Annotated in this window: 22 protein-coding genes; 10 read left to right on the top strand and 12 right to left on the bottom strand. The window is 50.0% G+C overall.

Annotation, left to right across the window (positions count from 1 at the left end; all coding sequences use genetic code 11):
* Positions 1–121 precede the first annotated feature (121 nt).
* The 6 genes from SGI98_04130 (at position 122) to SGI98_04105 (ending at position 5,663) form a co-directional block, all read left to right on the top strand.
* Positions 122–808 (top strand): carbonic anhydrase family protein, encoded by a 687-nt coding sequence (locus tag SGI98_04130; GenBank protein MDZ4742590.1) that lies wholly within the window; start codon positions 122–124, stop codon positions 806–808.
* Between the two features lie 59 nt (positions 809–867).
* Positions 868–1,971: a histidinol-phosphate transaminase gene (gene hisC / locus SGI98_04125; protein ID MDZ4742589.1), complete on the top strand. Its 1,104-nt coding sequence runs from the start codon at positions 868–870 to the stop codon at positions 1,969–1,971.
* A gap of 120 nt (positions 1,972–2,091) precedes the next feature.
* Positions 2,092–4,326: an FdhF/YdeP family oxidoreductase gene (locus tag SGI98_04120; protein ID MDZ4742588.1), complete on the top strand. Its 2,235-nt coding sequence runs from the start codon at positions 2,092–2,094 to the stop codon at positions 4,324–4,326.
* 67 nt (positions 4,327–4,393) lie between these two features.
* Positions 4,394–4,870: a Spy/CpxP family protein refolding chaperone gene (locus SGI98_04115; protein ID MDZ4742587.1), complete on the top strand. Its 477-nt coding sequence runs from the start codon at positions 4,394–4,396 to the stop codon at positions 4,868–4,870.
* A 132-nt stretch (positions 4,871–5,002) separates the two neighbouring features.
* Complete coding sequence (locus tag SGI98_04110) at positions 5,003–5,167, top strand: DUF6364 family protein (protein MDZ4742586.1); 165 nt, start codon at positions 5,003–5,005, stop codon at positions 5,165–5,167.
* Between the two features lie 91 nt (positions 5,168–5,258).
* Positions 5,259–5,663 carry a PIN domain-containing protein gene (locus SGI98_04105; protein ID MDZ4742585.1) on the top strand — a complete coding sequence of 135 codons (405 nt, stop codon included), beginning with the start codon at positions 5,259–5,261 and terminating at the stop codon, positions 5,661–5,663.
* Between the two features lie 12 nt (positions 5,664–5,675).
* Here SGI98_04105 and SGI98_04100 read toward each other — a convergent pair whose 3' ends face one another.
* Genes SGI98_04100 through SGI98_04090 form a run of 3 tightly spaced genes read right to left on the bottom strand, consistent with a single transcriptional unit; the run spans position 5,676 to position 8,201 of the window.
* Positions 5,676–5,864, bottom strand: coding sequence for a hypothetical protein (locus SGI98_04100; GenBank protein MDZ4742584.1), 189 nt, complete (start codon positions 5,862–5,864; stop codon positions 5,676–5,678).
* 6 nt (positions 5,865–5,870) lie between these two features.
* Entirely contained in the window at positions 5,871–7,607 is a 1,737-nt protein-coding gene (locus tag SGI98_04095) for a M3 family oligoendopeptidase (protein ID MDZ4742583.1), read from the bottom strand.
* 6 nt (positions 7,608–7,613) lie between these two features.
* Positions 7,614–8,201, bottom strand: a complete 588-nt coding sequence (locus SGI98_04090; GenBank protein ID MDZ4742582.1) for a 3D domain-containing protein — start codon at positions 8,199–8,201, stop codon at positions 7,614–7,616.
* A 751-nt stretch (positions 8,202–8,952) separates the two neighbouring features.
* On the opposite strand from SGI98_04090, the gene SGI98_04085 reads away from it, so the two are divergent.
* Complete coding sequence (locus SGI98_04085; protein ID MDZ4742581.1) at positions 8,953–9,543, top strand: DUF4412 domain-containing protein; 591 nt, start codon at positions 8,953–8,955, stop codon at positions 9,541–9,543.
* Between the two features lie 43 nt (positions 9,544–9,586).
* Positions 9,587–10,789: an acyltransferase family protein gene (locus SGI98_04080; protein MDZ4742580.1), complete on the top strand. Its 1,203-nt coding sequence runs from the start codon at positions 9,587–9,589 to the stop codon at positions 10,787–10,789.
* A 33-nt stretch (positions 10,790–10,822) separates the two neighbouring features.
* On the opposite strand, the gene lipA is transcribed toward SGI98_04080, so the two are convergent.
* The 8 genes from lipA to SGI98_04040 all read right to left on the bottom strand — a co-directional run bounded on the left by lipA (position 10,823) and on the right by SGI98_04040 (position 19,681).
* Positions 10,823–11,701, bottom strand: coding sequence for a lipoyl synthase (lipA, locus tag SGI98_04075; GenBank protein ID MDZ4742579.1), 879 nt, complete (start codon positions 11,699–11,701; stop codon positions 10,823–10,825).
* Positions 11,698–12,009: a type II toxin-antitoxin system death-on-curing family toxin gene (locus SGI98_04070; GenBank protein ID MDZ4742578.1), complete on the bottom strand. Its 312-nt coding sequence runs from the start codon at positions 12,007–12,009 to the stop codon at positions 11,698–11,700. Before SGI98_04070 ends, lipA begins: the two co-directional genes overlap by 4 nt.
* A gap of 71 nt (positions 12,010–12,080) precedes the next feature.
* Positions 12,081–12,272 carry a hypothetical protein gene (locus SGI98_04065; protein ID MDZ4742577.1) on the bottom strand — a complete coding sequence of 64 codons (192 nt, stop codon included), beginning with the start codon at positions 12,270–12,272 and terminating at the stop codon, positions 12,081–12,083.
* Between the two features lie 76 nt (positions 12,273–12,348).
* The gene (gene lpdA / locus SGI98_04060) at positions 12,349–13,719 is read right to left on the bottom strand and encodes a dihydrolipoyl dehydrogenase (protein ID MDZ4742576.1); all 1,371 of its coding nucleotides are present in this window, start codon (positions 13,717–13,719) and stop codon (positions 12,349–12,351) included.
* 415 nt (positions 13,720–14,134) lie between these two features.
* Positions 14,135–14,695, bottom strand: a complete 561-nt coding sequence (gene efp / locus SGI98_04055) for an elongation factor P (GenBank protein MDZ4742575.1) — start codon at positions 14,693–14,695, stop codon at positions 14,135–14,137.
* A 16-nt stretch (positions 14,696–14,711) separates the two neighbouring features.
* Positions 14,712–15,680, bottom strand: coding sequence for a KpsF/GutQ family sugar-phosphate isomerase (locus tag SGI98_04050; protein MDZ4742574.1), 969 nt, complete (start codon positions 15,678–15,680; stop codon positions 14,712–14,714).
* A gap of 103 nt (positions 15,681–15,783) precedes the next feature.
* Complete coding sequence (bioA, locus tag SGI98_04045; GenBank protein ID MDZ4742573.1) at positions 15,784–17,127, bottom strand: adenosylmethionine--8-amino-7-oxononanoate transaminase; 1,344 nt, start codon at positions 17,125–17,127, stop codon at positions 15,784–15,786.
* A gap of 13 nt (positions 17,128–17,140) precedes the next feature.
* Positions 17,141–19,681, bottom strand: coding sequence for a PAS domain S-box protein (locus tag SGI98_04040; protein ID MDZ4742572.1), 2,541 nt, complete (start codon positions 19,679–19,681; stop codon positions 17,141–17,143).
* 204 nt (positions 19,682–19,885) lie between these two features.
* Between SGI98_04040 and SGI98_04035 the strand changes: the two genes are divergently transcribed.
* Positions 19,886–20,572, top strand: coding sequence for a DUF5684 domain-containing protein (locus SGI98_04035; protein ID MDZ4742571.1), 687 nt, complete (start codon positions 19,886–19,888; stop codon positions 20,570–20,572).
* A gap of 196 nt (positions 20,573–20,768) precedes the next feature.
* A complete protein-coding gene (locus tag SGI98_04030) occupies positions 20,769–21,764 on the top strand; it encodes an EamA family transporter (protein ID MDZ4742570.1) in 996 nt (331 codons plus the stop codon).
* Positions 21,765–21,841: 77 nt separating this feature from the next.
* On the opposite strand, the gene SGI98_04025 is transcribed toward SGI98_04030, so the two are convergent.
* On the bottom strand, positions 21,842–22,495 hold the full coding sequence (locus tag SGI98_04025) for an NAD(P)H-dependent oxidoreductase (GenBank protein MDZ4742569.1): 654 nt from the start codon (positions 22,493–22,495) through the stop codon (positions 21,842–21,844).
* Positions 22,496–22,809 lie beyond the last annotated feature (314 nt).

Below are 22,809 nucleotides of genomic sequence, written 5' to 3'. Positions count from 1 at the left end.
TCATGACGAGGAAGAGTCCTCGATTGACTGTGCCCGGAAACACAATCATTTACGTGGATCGATGTATTTTTCAAAATCGTTTTCTTGAAGAATAGTGGGGAAGATTATAATCTTTCCCTTCATGATCCCCTCTACCAAAACCTTCTTTACGGCCGTCATCAGCGGTATCCTTTTTACCTCATCACTCAGCGCTATCATGACGCAGGAGAAGCAACAAACGATGACCACAACACAAGCCCTAGAACGATTAAAAACGGGGAATAACCGGTTTCTCCAGGGCGATGGCGAGCAATACGATTATTTAAAAAATGTAAAGGTTACCTCCGGCGCGCAATATCCTTTTGCCGTAGTCATCGGATGTATCGACTCGCGTGTGCCTGCGGAATTGGTTTTTGACCAGACCATCGGCGATATATTGAATGCCCGTGTGGCCGGGCCGGTCATTAATGATGATATTTTGGGCAGTGTGGAATATTCGACAAAGGTCGTCGGCAGTAAGTTGATCGTGGTCCTCGGCCATACCGATTGTGGTGCGGTTAAAGGGGCCATTGCCGGGGTGAAAATGGGAAATCTCACAGGTCTTCTTAATCAAATCAAACCCGCAATCAAAGATGTACCGAAAAATATCGAACCGAGGAATGACAAAAATAAAACTTTTGTCGAGGCAGTCGCTTATGAGAATGTTAAACGGATGATTAAGCAGATGCGTTCACAGAGTCCTATCATCAAGGGATTGGAAGAAGAGAAAAAAATAGCCATCGTCGGCGCGATCTATGACGTGAAAACCGGGAAAGTGCATTTTTTTTGAGTAACCCCTACAAGTGAGGATTGATTTCCTTACCAAAATAGGGAATCCTGTCTGGTCTTATGAATTCCGTTACTAACCAAGCCCCGTCTTATATCCGTGACCTCGTGCCCTATGAACCCGGAAAACCAATAGATGATGTAGCGCGGGAATGGGGACTCGACCCGAAATCCATTATCAAACTTGCCTCGAATGAAAATCCTCTAGGGCCTTCACCAAAAGCCAAAGCGGCCATGCAACAGGCCATCGAAAAAGCCGAGCTTTATCCTGACGGCGGTGGTTTTCATCTCCGCACGGCGATTGCGGAAAAATTCTCCTTAGAAATCGGCAATGTCATTTTGGGTAATGGCTCAAATGAGATTCTGGAATTCCTCGGAAAAGCTTTCCTGCGTCCCGGCGACGATATCATTGCCGCCCGCCACGCTTTTGCCGTTTACCCTATCATCGCCCAAATGAGTGGGGCAAATACGATTGAAGTCCCCGACCCAGAGTTCCGCCATGACCTTAAAGCCATGGTCGCGGCCATCACACCCAAAACAAAACTCTTTTTTATCACCACCCCCAATAATCCGACCGGCGCAGTTTGCTCCGAGCAGGAGATATTCGACTGCGTGGCGGCGATCCCGCCGCATATTGTGGTCGTTATTGATGAGGCTTATTATGAATTCCTCGACCAGCCCCCGCGCACAGTCGATTTGATCCGGAAATATCCGAATGTTATTCTCATGCGGACTTTCTCGAAAATCCAAGGTCTCGCCGCCCTACGGATTGGTTATGGCTTGGGGCCGAAGGAATTGGTCGAGGTCCTGCAGAAAACCCGCCAACCATTTAATGCAAATGCCATCGCGCAGGCAGGTGCTTTGGCCGGACTCGGAGACGAGGAGCACCAGCGCAAGACAAAAGAAATTACCGACAGCGGCCGCAAATTCCTCGAAGGAGAATTTGCGCAGATGAAACTCGAATACGTCCCCAGTGGCGGGAATTTTATCATGGTCAAAGTCGGGGGCTGCGGTGCGGGAAAAAAAGTGTTTCTGGAACTCCAGAAATCCGGGGTCATCGTCCGTGATTTGACCAGCTACCAGCTCCCTGAATATATCCGGGTTACTGTCGGGACACCCGAGCAAAATGCACGGTTTATTGACGAGCTCAAAAAAGTAATCGTGTAATGACGGCCGTGTATCCTGGACGTATCTGTAGATGATAGAAGAAAAGAGGAGTTTTTTTAAAAATACAGGATTTTCTCGCTTGAGGGTGGGTGCGGAGGATGTCAGAGTATTTATCCACCTATGAGTCGTTACCAAGTAAAAAGATCATTCAAAGAGAAAATGCTAAATCTGATCCCTTTTGGGATTGGACGCGACAAACCAAAACATTTCACCAGCATGGTGGATATTGTCTGGAAAAATAAAGACAATCTGCCTTACGCCTACAAAATCCTGACCCGTGGTGTCTGTGACGGGTGTGCCCTCGGGGTCGCGGGATTGCATGACTGGACCATTAAAGGCGTACACCTTTGCCTGACGCGCCTGAATCTCCTGCGCCTGAATACGATCGGTCCGCTCGACCACGAGCTTTTGAAGGATGTATCCGTCTTAGAGGAAATGGATAATGTCGCACTCCGCGGTCTGGGTCGCCTAGCTTATCCCATGATCCGTAAAAAAGGTGAAAAAGGATTCAGCCGTATTTCCTGGGATGAAGCTTATGAAAGGATAGTCTCCCGGATTCACTCCACGACTCCCGATCGTACCGCATATTTTGTGACCTCGCGCGGGGTGACAAATGAGATTTATTACATGGCCCAAAAAGCGGCCCGCGCCATGGGGACAAGTAATGTCGATAACGCGGCGCGCCTGTGCCATTCCCCCAGCACATCGGCGATGAAAAAAACTTTGGGATATTCTGCCAGTACGTGTTCCTATACCGACTGGTACGGGACTGACCTGATTGTTTTTTGGGGGAGTAACCCCTCCAATGACCAGCCTGTCGCTACAAAGTATCTACACGAGGCCAAATGCCAGGGGACAAAGATTGTCATGGTGAATCCTTATTTGGAGCCCGGTATGCGCCGTTACTGGGTGCCGTCCACCCCGGAGAGTGCGGTTTTCGGATCTCCTTTGACGGATTATTTTTACCCGATCCAGACGGGTGGGGACATTGCCTTTATTTACGGTGTGCTCAGGATATTGATTGAGGAAGGCTGGTGTAATGAGGAGTTTATCCGCAATCATACGTCTGGATTTGAGGAATTAAAGCAGGCGGCATTCTCGCAGGATATGGCGGTACTTGAGAGTCAGTGCGGTATTGACCGTGACGGGATGCGTGAATTTGCCTTGATGCTAAAAAACGCCAAAAATGCCGTTTTTATCTGGAGCATGGGCATCACCCAACACGCATTCGGGGCGGATGCCGTCCAAATGGTTTTGAATCTCGGACTCGCCCGCGGTTACGTGGGACGTGAGAAAAACGGGCTTATGCCGATTCGTGGGCATTCCAGTGTGCAGGGAGGCGCGGAAATGGGGGCCTATTCTACTGCATTCCCGGGAGGTGTACCCATCAATCCCGTGACGGCAAAGGAACTTTCCTCGCAATACGGATTCCCCGTTCCGGATAAATCGGGGTTGACCACGACAGAAATGGTGGAAGCTTGCGACCGTGGCGAGCTCGATCTTTTTTACATGCTCGGGGGCAATTTGCTCCGGAATCTTCCTGAACCCAAATATGTCACGAAAGCTCTGGCAAATTGCCCGTTGCGTGTGCATCAGGATGTGATTTTGACAGACATGATGTTTATCGAGCCCAAGGATGAAGTCATCCTTTTGCCTGCACAAACCCGTTTCGAGCAAACCGATGGAGGGACCTCGACCACGACGGAAAGGCGCATCGCTTTCTCGCCGGAGATCCCCCGGCAAGTCGGGGAAGCCCGGGCGGAATGGATTATCTTGCGGGACTTGGCACTGAAGGTAATGCCCGGGTTGAAGGATGTCTTTGGTTGCCGCTCCGGCCAGGAAATGCGTGAGGAGATCGCCCGTGTGGTTCCTTTTTATGCCGGTATCGAGAAATTATCAAAGACCGGCGAGATGGTCCAGTATGGAGGCACACGCATTTGCGAAAATGGTGTTTTTGGGACTGATGATGGTAAAGCGCATTTAAGGTCTGTGGAATTACCCGTGTTACAACGCAAGGAAGGTGTCTATAAATGTAGCACCCGCCGCGGGAAACAATTTAACTCCCTCATCTATGCCGAGGTCGATCCGATTACCGGAGCTCAACGAGATGCCGTCTTTATCAATCCGGATGATGCTGCCAAGTATCATTTGAAAAATGGTGATCCTATCCGGTTAAAAAATGACACTGGGGTCATGGATGGGCATGTGTTTTATTGTGATATCCTTCCCGGGAATCTACAGGTTCACTGGCCCGAGGGTAATATTATCATTAAACGAGGGGCCGTGGATGTGGGTGGTGGGGTCCCTGATTATAATGCTTATGTCGAGATTGAATCCTTGGTCGGAAAAAAATAATTTTAAATTTGCGTAACGATTTTCTCTCCCACGGCGTCTGTGGTAATGAACAATATAAAAAGGAATGATGATGATGAATACTCTGAGAAATACACTTCTGGCGATCGGTAGCTTAACCCTCCTGATTTCACCTATGGCCTTGCGCGCTGAGGGTACACAAAAACCAACCGACGGTGCTGCCGCTAAAACGAAAAAGGGAGAGGGCGGTAATAAGATGGCTGAAAAACTCGGCCTCACGGATGAACAAAAAACCAAGATAAAACCCATCATGGAAGAGCAACGCGCCAAGATGAAGGAAATCAAAAATAACGAATCCCTGAACAAGACACAAAAGCGCGAACAAATGAAGGCTGTCCGTGAGTCTTATGAACCAAAGATGAAAGCTCTCCTGACTCCGGAACAACAAAAACAATTCGACCAGATGAAGGCCGAGCGTAAGGCGAAATTTGAAGCTAAACGAGCCGAATGGGCCGCTAAAAAAGCCCAGGACAGCAAGGCAGCTGATAATGGCGAGTCGACCCCCGCTGCTCCCGCTAAAAAGTAATTTTACCAAGCGAGATTTTTCCCACCGCACTGGCATCGCCGCCTGTGCGGTTTTTTTTATGCCTGCTTTGAGGAACGGTAGGTGCCCGTATAATCAATTAGCATACCTACACAAAAAAAATATATTATACGTATGAATACAAAACTCACTTTGAGTGTCGAGGAGGATCTTATCAGGAAAGCAAAAGCCATGGCCAATGAACGGGGTAAGTCCGTGTCTCAGATGGTCGAGGACTATTTTCTGTCCCTTTTGTCGGATAACATACAGAAAACTCACGAGGAGATACCCCGCCCGTAACAAAATCAATGCGGGGAATAATCGCAAAAAGCCGCTTATCCAGAGGTGATTATAAAAAATATCTGGAGAAAAAATATTTATGAAGGTCCTTGTGGATACAAATATTATTTTGGATGTGTGGATGGATCGCAGGCCTTTTGTGGATGAATCGATGGTGATACGGGGAGCTGCGGAACAAGGGAGGTACGAGGGATATTTATGCGCAACGACGCTGACGACTCTCTTTTATCTAGGGAATAAAGTTTTGGGGGCGCAAACCATTCATAAGGAATTAAAGAAGCTCTTATCCATCTTTGGGGTTAGTGGTGTTAACCGGGTTGTGTTAGAGCATGCATTATCCAGTAAAATGCCTGACTTCGAGCATGCTGTTTTGGACGAATCAGGTTTTATCATCGGAGTGGATTTGATCGTTACAAGGAATCCTAAAGACTTTAGGAAATCTAAAATCAGGAGTATGTCGCCAGAGGAATTAATTGGACTCCTCAAATTAAGATAGTTCGGCGGATGATTACTTCTTTTCTAACCGTTTAAAAATAATCCAACCGGCGAGGAGTGTGGCCAAGAGGCTGGTGGAGAGAATCAGGATGGAAATGGGAATACCGACGATTTTGTGCATGTCGAATAGGAAATAAAGTGTGAAAGCGGTGGTTTCACCGATGACGAGCGCGCTAAAAACGATGATACTGGGATTTTTCATCAAGGGTTACTCCAGTGCGTTTAATTCATCCCGCACAAATTGTGCGAGTGGAGCAATGGCGGATTTTGAAAAGTCGAACTTTGCTCCAACGGCCTTAAAGAGGTCGGGTAATGTCGCTTTTGATCCGAGGGATAAACCTGATTTATAGTCAGCCAAGGCTTTCCGGGGGTCACGGCGGTAATTCTGCCAGACTTGGAGCGCGCCGAGCTGGGCAATCCCGTATTCAATATAATAAAAGGGATATTCAAAAATATGGAGTTGGCGGTGCCATGCAGATTCGAGGGCTGGTTCAAAGCCCGAATAATCCTCGATCCCGCCGAAACGCGCGTGCAATTTGCGCCAGGCCGCACGGCGTTCCTCGACCGTATGGTCCGGGTGTGTGTATATCCAGTGCTGGAAAGCATCGACTTGTGCGATCCACGGGAATACTTTGATGATCCCCTCCAGATGAACCTTGCGTGCGCGTTTAGCTTCATCGGGGGAATAGAACTCTTCCAGAAATGAACTGGTCAGGAGCTCCATACTCATGGAGGCGACCTCGCAGAATTCAATCGGAGCCCCGCGCAGGAAATACAGGTCTTCTTCGCGTGTGGCGAGGGCGTGAAAAGCGTGACCGGCCTCATGGACCAAGGTTTCCACGTCGCGTTGGACACCCACGGCATTCATAAAAATAAAGGGCAGCCGGGATTCCGACAAGGTGGACTGGTATCCACCCGGGGCTTTGCCCTTACGATTTTCTAAGTCGAGCAAATTGTTCCGGACAAGGATTTGGAATTCCTCTTGGAGGCCTTTATCTAGGCGTGCAAATACTCGGTCAGCCTTTTCAAGGAAATCATCCGCTGTTGTAAAGGGTTTTAATGGCGCAAGATTGTCCGGGTCCACGGATAAATCCCACGGGCGTAATTTGTCCAAACCCATTTTCTCAGCACGTTTTGTTTGGAGTTCCCGTGCGATGGGGACAAAACATTCCGCAACAGCCTCGTGAAAAGCCTCACAATCTGCCGGGGTATAATCGAAGCGCTCGAAATTCCGAAAGGTGTAATCCCGGAAATTCTCAAAGCCACTATTACGCGCGATTTGTGCGCGCAATTTGCGCAAGTCATCAAAAGCCTGATCGAGAGAGTCCGTATCCTGCAAACGCCGCCCGGCGATGAGGGTCCAAGCTTCCTCGCGCAATTTGCGTTCAGGCTCTTCGAGCAGGCGAGACATTTGTGTCAGGGTTTTTTCTTCGCCCTGATAATTAACCGTCATGGCGCCGATTGTTTTTTGGTAAGACTGGGAGAGCTTGGCGATTTCGGTTTCCACCGGGATATTCTCTTCCCGAAAGAGTTCTACATAATTATCCACGCTACGGATGTGGGTGGAGTAACGCTGCGCCGGGAGTTGCTTTTTGAGCGGAGATGCACTGAGGAGTTTGGTCAGTTTGAAATTCGCCGATTTGAGGTTCGGATCGATTTTTTCGATGAAATCGAGATAACACTTTTCGCGCGCCGGATCATCAGTCTGGCATGTCATTGAGATGTAACGGCGGCTATTCTCCTCGGAGAGGGCCGCGGAGAGTTCACTCCAGCGGTCTAGCCATTGCTCGAGAGTGCAGAGGGAGTCCACCGATGCAAATTGTTTTTCGAGTGAGTCGAAAAGAGGGGCAATTTGCTCCCATGAGCCTAGGTCGATTTGCGCGGGGACAAATTGCCGCTGACGATAAGGTTTGAGTGCGGAATCGAAAGCGGCTGATTGTGTCATCCCCTATTAATTACGCATTTTGAGAATTTTGCGAACAGAAGATTGAGAATTTTCTATAGAGTCAACATTTTCTTGGATAGCGACATCTTCGACCCCGACTACTCCAGGCAGATTCTTTTTAGGGGGGATAAAGGCATACCTTTGGAAAAGGGAATGATCGGCAGCGTCAATCTTTTTAGCGATCTTTTGATTTTCATTGATCACCTCAATACGGAGCTTTTGACGGCCCCACCTACCCAGTTGTTTATCCGAGATATGCGGGATATAAAGGTCGATCTTACGGCCTTTGATCAAACGGCCTTTATCACGAACCACAAAGACTTGGTCTCCAAACCCTTCAATCCTGACTTTTGTCCCGGGGGGAAGGACTGACCAATCAGCGGCAATCATACCCCATTGGAGGGGGTCTCCACCATCAGCAGCGACGGCTCCCCATTTTCCATTACACTTATAACTACTGGAATAGGCTGTGACGACCCATTGCTCTTTCTTTTCTTTCGTAATTTTGGTTTCAATCTGTTTGACGGCCTGAGCCATTTGCACAAAACCAAGACTTAATATTGTAGTGATCACGAACAGGGTGATTTTTTTCATAAGACCTCCTCTTATTATTGTTAGGGGAATACACATAACGCATTCCCTTTGTGTTAGGATCAACCTCCATCCAGCCGATCCTTTTTGCCGTGTTCTTATTTCGACTGATATTTTGTACGCGGATTCAATTTATTCAAGGGATAATATTTGAGTGATGTCCGCTAATAGTATTGATCTGAAATACACCCCCTACATCTTGTGCCAATAAAAAAATTTAATTATCGACATCTAGGATAACGCCCATTTTTACGCTTTTTCGTTATTAACTTTCATAAGTTGCTCATGTTTAAACGATTTTATTAAAGTGTAAAAACGCAACTATGAATTTGCTGATTCTCAGTCGCCTCATATATAGATTTCATAGAAGATTTTGGTGTATCGTTAAGATTCTTTTAATCAACAGGATATATATATGTGGATTAAGAACTGATATTTTTACCTTCAGATGCGGGCGGCTTTGGGTCGAGATCGCTTATGTCAGCATTAATCAAAGCAGTGTGGGAAGGCTTCCTGACTTAAAGAATCGGTATCTTTCTGGTCTGAGTTCGTCGCAGAAGGCTTCTTCTCAATAAGTACGAGTATCGAATTAAAAATTATTTTTGGCCTAACTATTCTGTGCGGCTTTTTTGGTAATTACAGGCGAAAAAAGGCAATGGCCTTCATCCTCCATGGATTTCAGTTGATTTAAAGTTCATTATCACCCAATTTGCCCGTGTTTAAACGCCAAAAACTTTTTAATCACTATTCCTCTATGAAAAACCTGATCACACTTCTTTTCTTATTTGTCCTGACACTGGGTATGAATGCCCAGACACCGCCGTTTAATATCCCTAAAGCCTTTTCGGTGGATCAAAAGACCACGATAAGTGGTCAACCGGAAGACTTTACGACAAAAATGTATACGGATGATGGCAAAGTACGGGTGGAGATATCGCCGCGGGGTATGAAGATGATTACGATTGTCCGCCCGGATCAAAAAAAGATATACAACATCATGGTCGATCAAAAGATGTATATGGAAATGCCGATGGATCCCAAAAAAGATCCACTCAAAGCTTTACCAGATATTAATTCAAAGATCGAAAAGGTCGGGGAAGAAACGGTTAATGGCATCGCTTGTGACAAATATAAATTTACCAATGGGGGCGTGGAAGTTTTTGGTTATGTCAGCAAAGAAACCCAGTTTATCGTCCGAATCCAGTCGGCTGACGGAAAGATGACCAGTGACTGGACGAATTTTATAGAAGGTCCGCAACCTGCTGGACTTTTTGTCCCTCCAGCAGGATTTATCAAGATGACGATGCCCGCTGGCATGAAGATACCCGGGGTACCCTCGAAATAACCGTAAAATCAGGATGTCTATTTATGATTAAGAGGGAGCACTGATGAATCCAGTATTCGCCCAGCCGGACCAGCGGATCCTCTTTCTGGATTATCTTAAGGCCTTTATTATTATCTTGGTGGTCGCTCACCATTCCTCCCTGGCCTATATGAGTTCTGCCTCATATAATTATACAAATTACCTTTTTTCTTCGGCTCCGGTCGTGGATGTGGTTCGTAATCAATGGTTTTATTATTTCCAAGCATTTAATGATATTTTCTTCATGTCCCTCATGTTTTTTATTTCAGGGATATTCACTTTCCCGAGTTTACAGAAGAAAGGGCCATGGGTTTTCCTGAAAGACCGTGTGATCCGCCTTGGTATCCCCTTTCTCATCGGAGTGATTATCATTGCCCCGGTCGCCTATTACCCCAGTTACCTAGTGACCGGCCATCAAGTGTCGTTCTGGAATTACTGTCTCGGCGAGTTTTTCCGGAATGGCTGGATTCCCGGGCCGGCATGGTTCCTCTGGGTGTTATTAGCTTTCAGTATCGTGGTGATTCCCTTGGCTCAATGGTTTTCAGGGTTATTGGCTGCCCTACACCGTTTCTCGGTTCGCCAAGGGGAGGGATGCCAAGCGGTGGTGGTCATGATTTTTTTATCCCTGCTGGTGTATGTTTTTGCCTCCCTGATCCGTCCTTCTCCATCGGCATCAGGCTGGATTTCATTAGGGGGTCCACTGTGGATACAGGTTAACCGGGCGGGCCTCTATTTCCTATTTTTCCTGATGGGCGCGGTTATTGGGCAACGAGGGCTTTCTCAGGCAAAGATTTTTGGGCCTGAAAGCTTTGTGTCACGTTCCTACGTATGGTTATTGGCCTTGGCCCTCGGGCTTTTTATTTTGAAGGTTCGTTTATCCGGTTCTCCTGAGGAAGGTTGGCGGGCATGGGGTGGTCAAACCATGCGGGATACCGTTTCTTCGGGACTATTTGCCATGATCTGTGTCCTCACGAGTCTGGGGCTGATCGGTTTTTTCAGGCGTTTTATGAATCATCCCTCACGGCTCATGGATTTCTTTTCTGTGAATGCCTTTTTGATTTATCTCGTGCACTATCCCTTTGTCATTTGGATTCAATACTTTTTGCTCCCGCAAACAGCATGGAGTTCCTGGGCGAAATTCTGCATCGTTTTTGCGGGAGCCCTTTTGGCGAGTGCCCTCACCGCCCTCCTCGCTCGGAGACTCCCAGGAGTCCAACGTATTTTTTAGGCCCACGTCAAAAGGGGCGGAAAGCAAAAGTCTCTACGATATCCGTCCGATCGGATTTTCGTCGGCGTGGTAGGAACTGCGAACGAGAGGGCCGCTCTCGACATGGCGGAACCCGAGGCCGAGCGCAAATTCTTTCCAGTGGGCAAATTGCTCCGGGCTCACCCATTGGGCCACGGGCAGGTGGTTACGGGAAGGTTGGAGGTATTGGCCGAGGGTGAGGATGTCCGTATCGATCCCGCGCAAATGGCGCAGGACCTCCGCGAGTTCATCAGATTCTTCACCCAGACCGAGCATGACGCTCGACTTGGTCACAAATCCCCGGCTCTTGGCGTATTCGAGGACGCCCAAGGAACGTTCATATTTCGCCTGTGGCCGCACGAGTTTGTGGAGGCGGGGAACCGTTTCGACATTGTGATTCAAAATATCCGGGTGTGCGTCGAGGATGGTGTCGATGTCTCTGGTGAGACCTTTCATATCAGGAATCAGCACCTCGATCCGGATGCCCGGGACATTTGCGCGGACGGCACGGATCGTGTCCGCCCAGACTGAAGCGCCGCCATCGGCGAGTTCATCCCTCGCTACGGAGGTGATCACCACATGGCGCAGTTTCATGGATTTGACCGATTCAGCCACGCGGCGGGGTTCATCGAGGTCGAGCTCCGTGGGGCGTCCGGTTTTGACCGCGCAAAATCCACATGAGCGTGTGCAGATATCCCCGAGGATCATGATCGTCGCCGTGCCGCGCGCCCAGCACTCACCCCGGTTCGGGCACTGCGCACTCTCGCAGACTGTGTGGAGACTCTGGTGCTCCATCAGACTTTTGATCTGTCCGGATACCGTATCACGCCCCAGCCTGACCTTCAGCCATTCGGGCTTCCGTGCTAGACTCGTGGCGGGGCTGGTTTGATTCATGATGAGGGACATGACTTCCGCAGGATGACGGCTAAACCGGGTTTGTCCAACCGCTTTTCAGCAAGGGCGATCATGGCATCGTAAAGTATATTTTCATCGACCATGATATGAATATGATTGATGGCCAAATAAGTCAAAGCACTGAGGATGGCTACCCGTTTACTTCCGTCAATAAAACATTGTGATTCTGCCCAGTGAAATGTGGAAGCCGCCGCAATTTCAAAATGATCAGCTGAGGTATATAAATGCGCATTGATCGGTTGGTTAGCTGCCGATAGAAAACCGTTCCCGTCCCTTAGACCATGCATGCCACCGTGCGCTTCAACAGCTTGATGGTGTAATTTTAGAATATATTCAGACGACAAAAATTTTGGAGATGTCATTGGGCCAGACGCCTGAAGAGTTCAAAATGTTTTTTCAAGAGTAATTCCCCTTGCTTTTGGACACACTCGCTATCAGCGAAAGTTACAGTCATTTTATCACCTGTGGAATCTTGGAGGAACTGGGAGATCTTATTTTTTTCCTCCGGACTCAAGGCTTTGATTTCTTTAATGATTTGGGCGGTCGTCATGGTGTGATCATAGTCCGTATGCTCCCGATTTTCAAGTCAAACCCGTTATTTGTGGCTCCGCGCGAGGGTAGGGGATCTATCCATGAATCGCTCGGCCCGAGGACATCTCGGTGGCCTCCAGGATGATTTCGCTGAGGGTGGGGTGGGCGTGGATCGTGGAGGTGATGTCGTGGGCGGTGAGATCGAGATTAATCGCGAGGGCCATCTCGGAGATGATCTCGGTGGCTTCTCCTCCGATAATGTGGCAGCCGAGTAATTTGCCGCCGGGCTCCTCGCGGAGGACTTTGACGAATCCGGTATTCTCACCAGTGGCGAGGGCTTTGCCGGAGGCGAGGAAAGGATATTTTCCGGCCCGGTAGGAGAGCCCGTGTAATTTGCATTCTTCCTCGGTGAGCCCGACACTGGCGACCTGCGGGTGGCAATACGTGCAGCCGGGGAATACCCTAGCGCGTCTGGGTACGTGCTCGGTGAAAATGCCTTCGACAGCTTGGATCGCCTCGTAAGCGGCCACGTGCGCGAGCCACGGCGGCCCGATTAAATCCCCCGCGGCATACACTCCCGGCAGACTCGTTTGATAATCGTCCCCGGTTTTTACAAATCCTTTTTCCAGCGCAATTTGCGCGGGGTCGCCCAGAAAATCAAGATTCGCCTCCACCCCGACTGCGCAGAGGACCGTTTGGAATTTTTCTGTGAATGCCTTTTTACCGGAGAATGTCACTGCGACCCCGTCGAAAAGTTTTTCGATTTTTTCGATTTTTGTTTCCGGCAGGATCGTCATACCCCCGCGGGTGAAAATCTTGGCCAGCTCAGCGGAGATCTCGCGGTCTTCGCGGGGCAGGATCGTGGGGAGGGCCTCGGCCAGCGTGACTTTACTGCCGAAGGTATGAAAGAAATAGGCAAACTCCACCCCGATCGCGCCCCCACCGATGATCAGGATAGACTCAGGTTTTTCAGGTATGACCATGGCCTCGCGGCTCGTGAGTAATTGCCGGCCATCCGGGACGAAACCGGGGATGAGCTTGGAGCGTGCCCCGGTGGCGAGCAGGATTTTCTCTGCGGTGAGAGTTTGATCCCCGAGCCTGATTTTTCTGTCTGGGAGTAGCTTCGCCTCGCCGGTGAAATAACCGATCTTGTTTTTCTTGAAAAGGAATTCCAGCCCCTTGGCGATGCGGTCGGAGACTCCCCGACTGCGGGCGATGATCTTCGTCCAGTCCACACTCACCTCCCCGGTTTGGATTCCGAAATCCGCCGCTTTTTTCACCAGAGCATAAACCTCGGCATTCCGGATCAGGGATTTGGTCGGGATACAACCCCAGTTCAGGCAAGTGCCCCCGGCACGTTCCTTTTCGATGAGTGCGACCCGTTTGCCCAGTTGCGCCGCCCGGATCGCCCCTGTATAACCCGCAGGGCCCCCGCCAATCACGATGAGATCATAAGTATCGTTCACGACGACCGATCATGAATCCCCCCCGCGCAAATTGCCAGAAGAGAAATACGGATATTTATCCACAGATTTCAGCGATGAACATAGATTTTTTTTAAACTAAGGGGTCGAGATTCCTCCCCCCCCCCGGCATGGAGGAGGAGAATGTTCTAGATATTAGGTGCTAAGTTTCTAAGTGCTAGGTACTGAGTCGTAGGGCGACCGAGCCCCGTTGCCAAACGCCGGATGTCCCTCCATTCGGAAAAAACTCCTCCTCATTCGTATCTTTCGTGATCTTCGTCGTGAAGATACCCTTGGATAAACCTATATCCAGGGGTCGAGGCTTGTTTACTTTTTATCGGAGCAGTAAAAAACCCGCAGGACACTGATAACTTCCTGCGGGTTAATAAAAGATAGAGACTGCGGTTATCACTATTGATTATGCGCGGCTGACGTAATCACCTGTGCGTGTATCGACTTTGATAATCTCGCCTTCTTTAATAAAAAGAGGGACTTGGATGGAAATGCCCGTTTCGAGTTTGGCCGGTTTCATGACGTTATTAGCGGAGTCCCCTTTGACGCCGTCGGCGGATTCAGTGACTTTGAGAGAAACGGTGGGAGGCAGCTCGATGATGACAGGAATGTCTTCGACAAAGGTGACTTCGACAGATTGATTGTCCGTGATAAAGTTTTTCGCATCACCGACCATGTCAGGCTGGAGGGTAATCGTCTCGAAAGTGGTGGGTTCAGTAAAAACAAAGGCTTCAGCGTCCATGTAGCTGAATTCATATTTAGAGCGGGAGACATCGACGACTTCGACCTTTTCGGTGGAGCTAAAGCGGATATCGCTGGATTTATTCGTCTTTAAACTACGGATGGTCGCTTGGACAAAAGCGCGCAAATTGCCCGGGGTACGGTGGGTTGTTTCGAGAACCATGCAGACGTCATTATTATACTTGATCGCCATGCCTTTACGCACGTCATTTGCTTGAATAGCCATACTTTTTTTGCATCCTTTAAAGAACTTTGAGTTTTGGTAAATCCTGGGAATCAATCAGTCCGACAGGACGACCCAGCTTATCGACAACCACCAAATCGTCAATAGTGTGCTCATCGAAAATTTTCAGGGCTTCGGCGGCCAAGGCATTATCCCGGATGGTAATCGGGCGGCGAGTCATGACATCATCGATTTTTCGGGTCATGAGGTCTTCATCAGAAAAATGCCGCCGGAGATCCCCGTCGGTGAAGACCCCGAGCAATTTGCCGCGTGCATCGATAATGCAGACCGACCCGCATTTGGCCCGGATCATGGCCGCGAGGGCGGTTTTTACGGTGACCCCAGATTTCGTCGAGGCCATTTTTTTGCCGGTGCGCATGATGTCGGTGACTTTATTCAAAAGAGTACGCCCTATGGAGCCACCGGGGTGGAACCGAGCAAAATCCTTTTCCTTAAACCCACGGATTTGTAAAACGGTCATGGCAAGAGCATCGCCGAGGACAAGCATGGCTGTGGTGCTGGAGGTCGGAGCGAGATTAAATGGGCAAGCTTCCTTTGGCACCTTCGCACAAAGCACGACATCACTGTGTTTAGCCAAGGACGAACGGGTCGATGCGGTAATGGCGATGATTTTGACCTTAAAACGTTTGAGCGCGGGCAGGATACGGACGAGCTCCTCGGTCTCCCCCGAATAACTCAGGGCCAGGACAGCGTCACCGTCATTGACGATACCGAGATCCCCGTGTAAAGCGTCGGAAGGACTGAGCAAGACACTGGTCGAGCCTGTACTGGTCAAGGTCGCAGCGACTTTGGTCCCGATATTGCCGCTTTTGCCGACACCGATGACGATAATCTTCCCCTTTTTATTCAAGGTCTCGACCAAGACTTCAGCAGCCCGCGCAAATTGCTCGTCGATCTGTGCACGAACGGCACGCAAAGCGGAGATTTCAATATCAAAGACCCGACGGGCTTTCTGGATGGCTGTCATAGACCTCACACTCTCTCAAAATACATCCCGCGCTTCAATAGCCATTTTCCCGGAAGGGCAAATGATCCGTAAGGCAAGATCCCCCCCCCCAGAGTAGATCATTCTAGGTAATGGAATCAATCGCTTTTTCCAGTGCTTCAAAAAGCAACGTGAGGTTTTCAGGGGAAATGCAGTAGGGCGGCATCAGGACTATAGAATCCCCGACCGGACGGGTCAGCAGTCCGTAAGCGCGGGCGGCCAAACAAATGGCGCGGGCCCGGTCACCGCGGCATTTGTCCGGGATCATCTCCACAGCACCGATCAATCCGATGGATCGCACCTCTTTGACGCCGGGGGATTTGCCCAAGCGGGCGAGGCCGGATTCCAGCAACGGGATTTTCTGCGCTACCTGTGCGAGAATATCCTCCTCTTGGAAAATCTTTAAATTCTCCCGAGCCACGGCACAGCCCAGCGGATGGGCGGTATAAGTGTGCCCATGATAAAGCAAACGTCCGCTGTAATAATCCCCGCTGAAAGCCTCATAAACATGTTCCGGCGCGAGGGTAATGGCCAAGGGCATGTACCCTCCCGTTAATCCCTTTGACAACGTGATAAAGTCGGGGGCAAATCCCCCGGCATAACAACCCAGGAAATGCCCCGTCCGCCCAAAACCCGCGAGCACCTCATCCATGATCAATAATGCCCCGCAAGTACGCGCCCCTTGAGCAACTTGCGTCATGAATCCCGGGGCGTGGGGTAACATTCCGCCGGCACCATGGAGAGAACTCTCCAAGAAAACCGCAGCAATTTGCGCGCCCCGTGTCTCGGCGAGGGTGGAAAACTCCGCAGCATCCTCCACCAAGATAACCTGTGGAGAGTCTGCGGTGTGTCCGTCCTCTTCCCGGCGGAGCATGAGTGATTCATACGGGCGGCTGAATGTGCCCACGCCCCCGAGGCTGACATTGAGCATGGTGTCACCGTGATAAGCATTTGCAAAGGCCACGAGCAATTTGCGTTGTGGCTGGCCGGTCATCCCGAAATATTGAACGGCCATCTTTGCCGCGATTTCATTTGCGCAGGACCCGTTGTCGCTGAAAAATACACGCGAGGGCAGATGGCGACGATCCACGGATCCGGGGAATCCGAGGGGTGCCGGACCGTGGAGGGTGTCGATGAGTTCTTTCGCTAGGAGAGAGGCGGGTTCATTAGAGTGCCCAAGGAAAGAACTGTGCGCGATTTTAGCGAGTTGATCCCGGAGGGCGCGATTTAACCGCGGATGGTTGTGCCCGTGTAAATTGCACCAGATTGAGGAATTCCCGTCGAGGTAACGATTTCCCCGGCTGTCCCAGAGGTATTCCCCTTCACCGCGGACAATCACCAGCGGCCCAGCGCCCAAATCGTCATCGCTACTGGTGAAAGGGTGCCAAGAATAATTCCTGTCGGCTGTTTGTAAGGGATCAAAACTCATCACTTTTTCCGTTTTAGTCCATGTGGGAGGATTCGGCAAAATAATCCTGCAATAACTTAAAGAGTTGGTTGGGTGCGTAGGGTTTGAGGAGGAAAGACTGGATGCCGCGTTTTTCGAGTTCATCCTTTTGCTCCTGGATCGTGTATCCGCTGGTGACGATAATGCCCATGCGGGGATTGATCGAACGGATTTGATCGATTAACTCGAGCCCACTCATGCCGGGCATGACCATGTCCGTGACGATAAGGTCGATTTTTGGCCCGAGTTTTCGGAATAACTCGAGGGCCTCCATACCGTTAATGGCTTGGTAAACAATGATCCCCTTATCCTCAAGCAAATCGCTGACCATTTCCAAAACCATGTCTTCATCGTCCACCAGTAGAATAATTTTATTCTTGAGCCCCGAATAATCCGCCTGCACCGCTGGCAAGGTCTCTGTTTCTTCAATGGTTTTTTCATTGGTCACGGGCAGGTAGATTATAAATACCGTCCCCTGGTCCTGGACACTGTCCACCTCGACGAGACCCCCGTGCGAACGGCAAATCCCGTAAACCATCGCCAAGCCCAGGCCCGTGCCGCTCTTATTCTGTTTGGTCGTGTAGAAGGGTTCGAAAATACGGTTAATGATCGCAGGCGGGATGCCCGTACCATTGTCTTTGACCGACCACCGGATGTAACCGTGGGGAGAGACCCCGGGCAATTTGCGCGCGAGCTCCGCATCAGGTAGTGACAAATAATCCGTGGTCACGCTGAGGGTTCCGCCCAGGGGCATGGCATCGACGGCATTTAAGCAGAGATTCACCATCATCTGATCCATGGCACCTTTGTCCCCGAAAATCTTTTTATCCCCGGCGGTGAGTCCGTACTGGACTTTGATATTTCCGGGGACCGATCGTGAGAGGAAATCGAGGGATTCACGGATGGTGTCATTCAGGGAAATGATTTCTTTGCGGAAAACATCACCCCGGGAAAAGGTGAGTAATTTGCGTGTGATGCCGACGGCGCGAGAGAGGGCGTCCTGGGTGCGTCTCAGGTGTAAATGCCTTTTATCCGAGACACTGGTTTGTTCGAGAGTTAATGCCAGATAACCATTCACCACGGTCAGGATATTATTAAAATCATGAGCGAGGCCCCCGGCTAATTGCCCGACACTTTCGATTTTCTGGGCTTGCCTGAGCTGGTTTTCCAGGATTCTTGCCTGGCTGACATCTCGGAATGTCCAGAGCCGGTAATTGTCAGCCAGCCGGGTCGTGAAAAACTCCACATAAAGGGAGTCATTGATCTGGAGTTCAAATTGCTCGGAGCCCGGATTATTTAAGGCCGCATCGATACGGGATGAAATTATTTGTTTTTGCAGGCTCTCCCCCATGATCCGAGCGGTTACTTCCGTGAAGGAAGGATTCTTTGCGATCCAGTCCTCGGAGAAATTCCACATCTTGAGGAATTGGGGGTTACACACCTCCACCTTGTTCTGGTTATTACACAAGATCACCCCGCTCTGCATATTCAGGATGATTTGCCTGAGGGACTCCCGGCTGCGACTGACATCGGCCTCAGCTTGTTTGATCGGGGTGATATCCGAGAAGGTGATGATCAACCCCAAGAATTCATCATTAATATTTAATACTCCGCTAGACCCATAAATCCAAACCGTGTCATGTGGGGGATTAGCCAGCCCGACGACATACCCGTACAGGGAATATTGATCATGCAAGGAAACAAACGGGGCAAATTGCTCCATGGGCAAGGGCTCGCCATTTTCCCGGACTAAGGCGGGGAAAATATCTTTCATGGCGCGTCCTTCGATTTTTCCTTTCGGTAAACGCAGGATTAGGCGGGCGGCGGTATTTATCTGCGTGATATAACCCTTTGTGTCCGTGGCGATGACACCTTCTTTCATTTCCTCGAAAAGGATTTGGAATCTTTCCTCGGTCAGGCGCAAGGCGGTCGCATTAAGTTTGCGTTCCGTCACATCACGGCCCACACAGACAAACTGGAATCCCTGGTCGGTCGTGGACGGCCCGATATTCCAGATGATATACCGCTTTTCGCCGTTGGCCGTAATGATCTGGGTCTCGAGGTTTTCCACAGACTTGCGGCCGACAAAAACTTTCTCGATAGTCACCATCTGCTCATCAGGGATGAGGAATTCTTTCCACCAAACTTTCCCCTTCAGATAATCCGGTGTGTAACCGGTGTATTTCTGCATGGTGAAATTACACAGTCCGACCGTGCCAGATTCATCAGCGACAATCAGGATCACATTGGCCGAGTCAATAAAACTGAAAAGCTCGCGTTCCGACCTCTGGATCCGTTTAAGCAACTGTGTCTTTTCAATTTCTTGAAGCTGGCTACGGTGTAAAAGATAGATTAACCGGTAAACTAAAAGAGAAACAAAAAAGGCTATTACGAGACTCGCTCCTAAAAGCACCAGATTATCGGTAGGCCAAAAATAAATGGGGATCAACCCGAGACAAACGGCAATCAAAGACCCCATCATGAGCGGCCTTTTAAGGATAGCATCCTCAATCGGTTTAGGTAGCCGAAATATCATACAAGTCATCTACTTTGCTCTACTCACCCCGCAAAAGTCGAGGAAATCCTTTTGTTGAATCCAGATAAAGGAGGAAGTATTATTTTCTATCTGAGTGACAGGGATTTTGCTCACGTCTTGAAAAAAAAATCTCGCTTTTTTGAAAAAGGCAAAAGAATATTGGGCCTCACCTCAACCTCTGGAAACTGGAGCCTCTATCGTTATATGAAAATAAAAAACCTGATTTTTATCTTGTCCATGCTTGGCCTATTGGCTTTTAACCCCGTCGTAAAAGCTCAAACAGAACAAACCCCTGCGACCGAAACCGCGGCGACAGAAAGTCCTGCTCCTGGTGAAGCTGTGGCGACAGAAAGTCCTGCTCTTGGTGAAGCTGTGGCGACAGAAAGCCAAACCACGGAAGAATCCACCCCCTCCGAGACGACTGTGATCCAGGAAACCCAAACCGAAGAAGTCACCGCACCTGATGCGAGCGAGTCACCAGCCTCTCAAGAAGAACTCGTCGTGGTGGAACAAACCGGAGACACCGCAAATCAAGCCATCGGCGCAGCTGGTGCAGTGGGTGGTTTGGTCGCAATCATCGTATTCCTGCTCATCTTCATCGTTTTAATCGTGTCTGGATGGAAAGTGTTTGTCAAAGCGGGTAAACCCGGTTGGGCCTCACTCATCCCTATCTATAATATCGTCGTTTACTGTGAAATCTGCGGTAAACCCGTATGGTGGGTCATTCTTTTCTTTATCCCTTTTGTGAATTTTTTCGTAGCGATTATTCTCGTAGTATCAATCGCTAAGGCCTTTGGAAAAGGAACCGGATTCGCAATCGGGCTCATCTTGTTACCCATTATTTTCTTCCCGGTTCTCGCCTTTGGTGATGCAGAATACATGGGCGCCTAGTTACGCGGTGAGTCTTTGATCCATTTGAATAATCCCCCCCCCGATCCATCTCCGGACAGGGGGGATTTTTTTTGCGAAGTGTTATATGAGGACTCGGGAGAGCCGGTAAATGGTCCCAGTGAAATCCGGCTTGCTTTCGGATTTATTTCCATGCAATTTGCGGGGCAATCAGGTCGCGCGTCCATCCAGAGCCCTTATGAATATCACCAGCTCCACACCACCTCCGTTAACCACCGGAAAACGCCCCCCCACGTGGGCCTTTGTGCTGGCTTTTGGCATCGTGTATGTGGGTTACGGATTTAATTTCCTCGCGATCCGTGTCGGAGTGGAGACCATGCCTCCTTTTATTTTTGCAGGGGCTCATGTCATCCTCGCGGGATTGATCCTATTCTCCTGGCAACTTCTCCGTGGACAATCGCTCGCCATTTCTAAGAGTGGTCTCAGTAAAGCGGCGCTTTCGAGCCTTTTCCTTTTTGTGGGTGGGGTCGGCCTCGTCACAGCGGGCGAAAAAAACGGGGTTCCCTCCGGCATGGCCGCCGTGATCAAAGCCTCGGTTCCCCTCTGGGTGGCCATCCTCGAGACCCTCCGTCCACATGGCGAGAAAATCAACCGCCGGATGCTTATCGGACTTTTACTCGGTGCCTTTGGGGTCATTTACATGATCGCGCCCCAGCTCGACCCGGCGGCGGCAGGGGCGCACCCTTTTGGAACGACGCTTTTGGTCATGTCGGCCCTTCTTTTTGCCATCGGGACCCTGATTGTCCGGCATTGGCCCCCGTGCCCTTCGATCTTCACAGCCATATCCTATCAGATGATCATCGGTGGAGCCTATTTACTTGTCTTAGGCTTATGCCTAAATGAACTCTCTGAAATCAACGCTGCCGCCTTTACCGGCCCGGTCATCGGGGCATTTTGTTTCCTGCTTTTTATCCATTCCCTCTGCGCTTTCACGGCTATGAATTGGCTCTTGCGTTATTTGCCCGCCTCACTAGTCACCACAAAGTTTTACGTGTCTCCCGTCGTGGCGGTTTTCGCCGGATGGCTGATCTTGGATGAGGCACTCACCCTGCGGATCATCGGTTGTATGCTCATGATCCTTGCCGGAGTCTTTGTCATCCTCTGGCAAGGTCAAAAGACCCCTGCGCGTGAGCCCGCTCTCAAAGCGAATGATGCGGATGAGCTAGAAGATTAACTCTGTTTCCCCCTCTTCCCTCCGGGATAGGCATTACTGATCCTGCGCAAACTAAATGGTTATCCGGTGCAAATTGCTTAAATGTGTTCGATCAATTCGCTGGCGGGAAAACGGACCTTGGCCTGGGTCGCATATTTATCTTCAGGATTACGGTGACCGGCGGCACAGGCGACGATGGTCGCATACCCTTTAGCAGGGAGCCCCAGGATCTCGTCATATTTGGGTGGCTCGATTCCTTCCATCGGGCATGTGTCGATTCCTAACATAGCGGCGGCTGTCATGAAATTCCCGAGGGCAATATAAACCTGGCGGGCTGCCCATTGATTGACGATGAGGCTGCGAGGGCCATTGATCACATCCTTTAATATCATGTCGCGGTAAAAATTCAGGCTTTCCAGCGGCATATTACGCGTTTTGGCCATGGACTCCACAAAACGCAGCGCGTGTTCTTCGCCCATGTTTTTCATGATGGCAAAAACCACATAATGGGAAGACTCAGTGACTTGGGGCTGGTTCCAGGAATGGGGCTGGAGCTTGGCCTTCACCTCCGGATCGGTAATCACAAAGAATTTCCACGGTTGCAGGCCGTACGAGGAAGGAGTCAGGATCAGCGCTTCTTCCAATGTGTCCCAAGTGACATCCGGGATTTTTTTTGTCGCATCAAAACGTTTCGTGGCGTAACGCCAGTTTAATTGATCGAGGAGTTGTTCATTGGAAATGGGGTTCATCATCCCCCAAAGGTATTCATTCCCCCGTTTTTTTTCAATCGGGAATATGTGATTTCCACATAAAATCGAAAGATAATCGCCTCATCGTGTCCCTAACGGGAGGGGCAGGCTCCCGCTTGCCCAGGCAAGTAGGGCCGCTTGCCCTACACGCTGGAGGGGCAGGCTTTCCTGTAGGGCGACCGGCCCGGTTGCCGAATGTCGGATGCGTCCGTGAAACTCTGGCCTGTGGCAAGCAGGGCCGCTTGCCCTACACGCTGGTTGGGCGGGCTTTTCTGTAGGGCGACCGGCCCGGTTGCCAAACGCCGGATGTGTCCGTG

The sequence above is a fragment of the Verrucomicrobiota bacterium genome (genome assembly GCA_034440155.1).
Lineage (GTDB): Bacteria > Verrucomicrobiota > Verrucomicrobiia > JAWXBN01 > JAWXBN01 > JAWXBN01.
The sequence above is the reverse complement of the archived record's forward strand: the minus strand, read 5'-3'. Positions and strand labels throughout refer to the sequence as shown.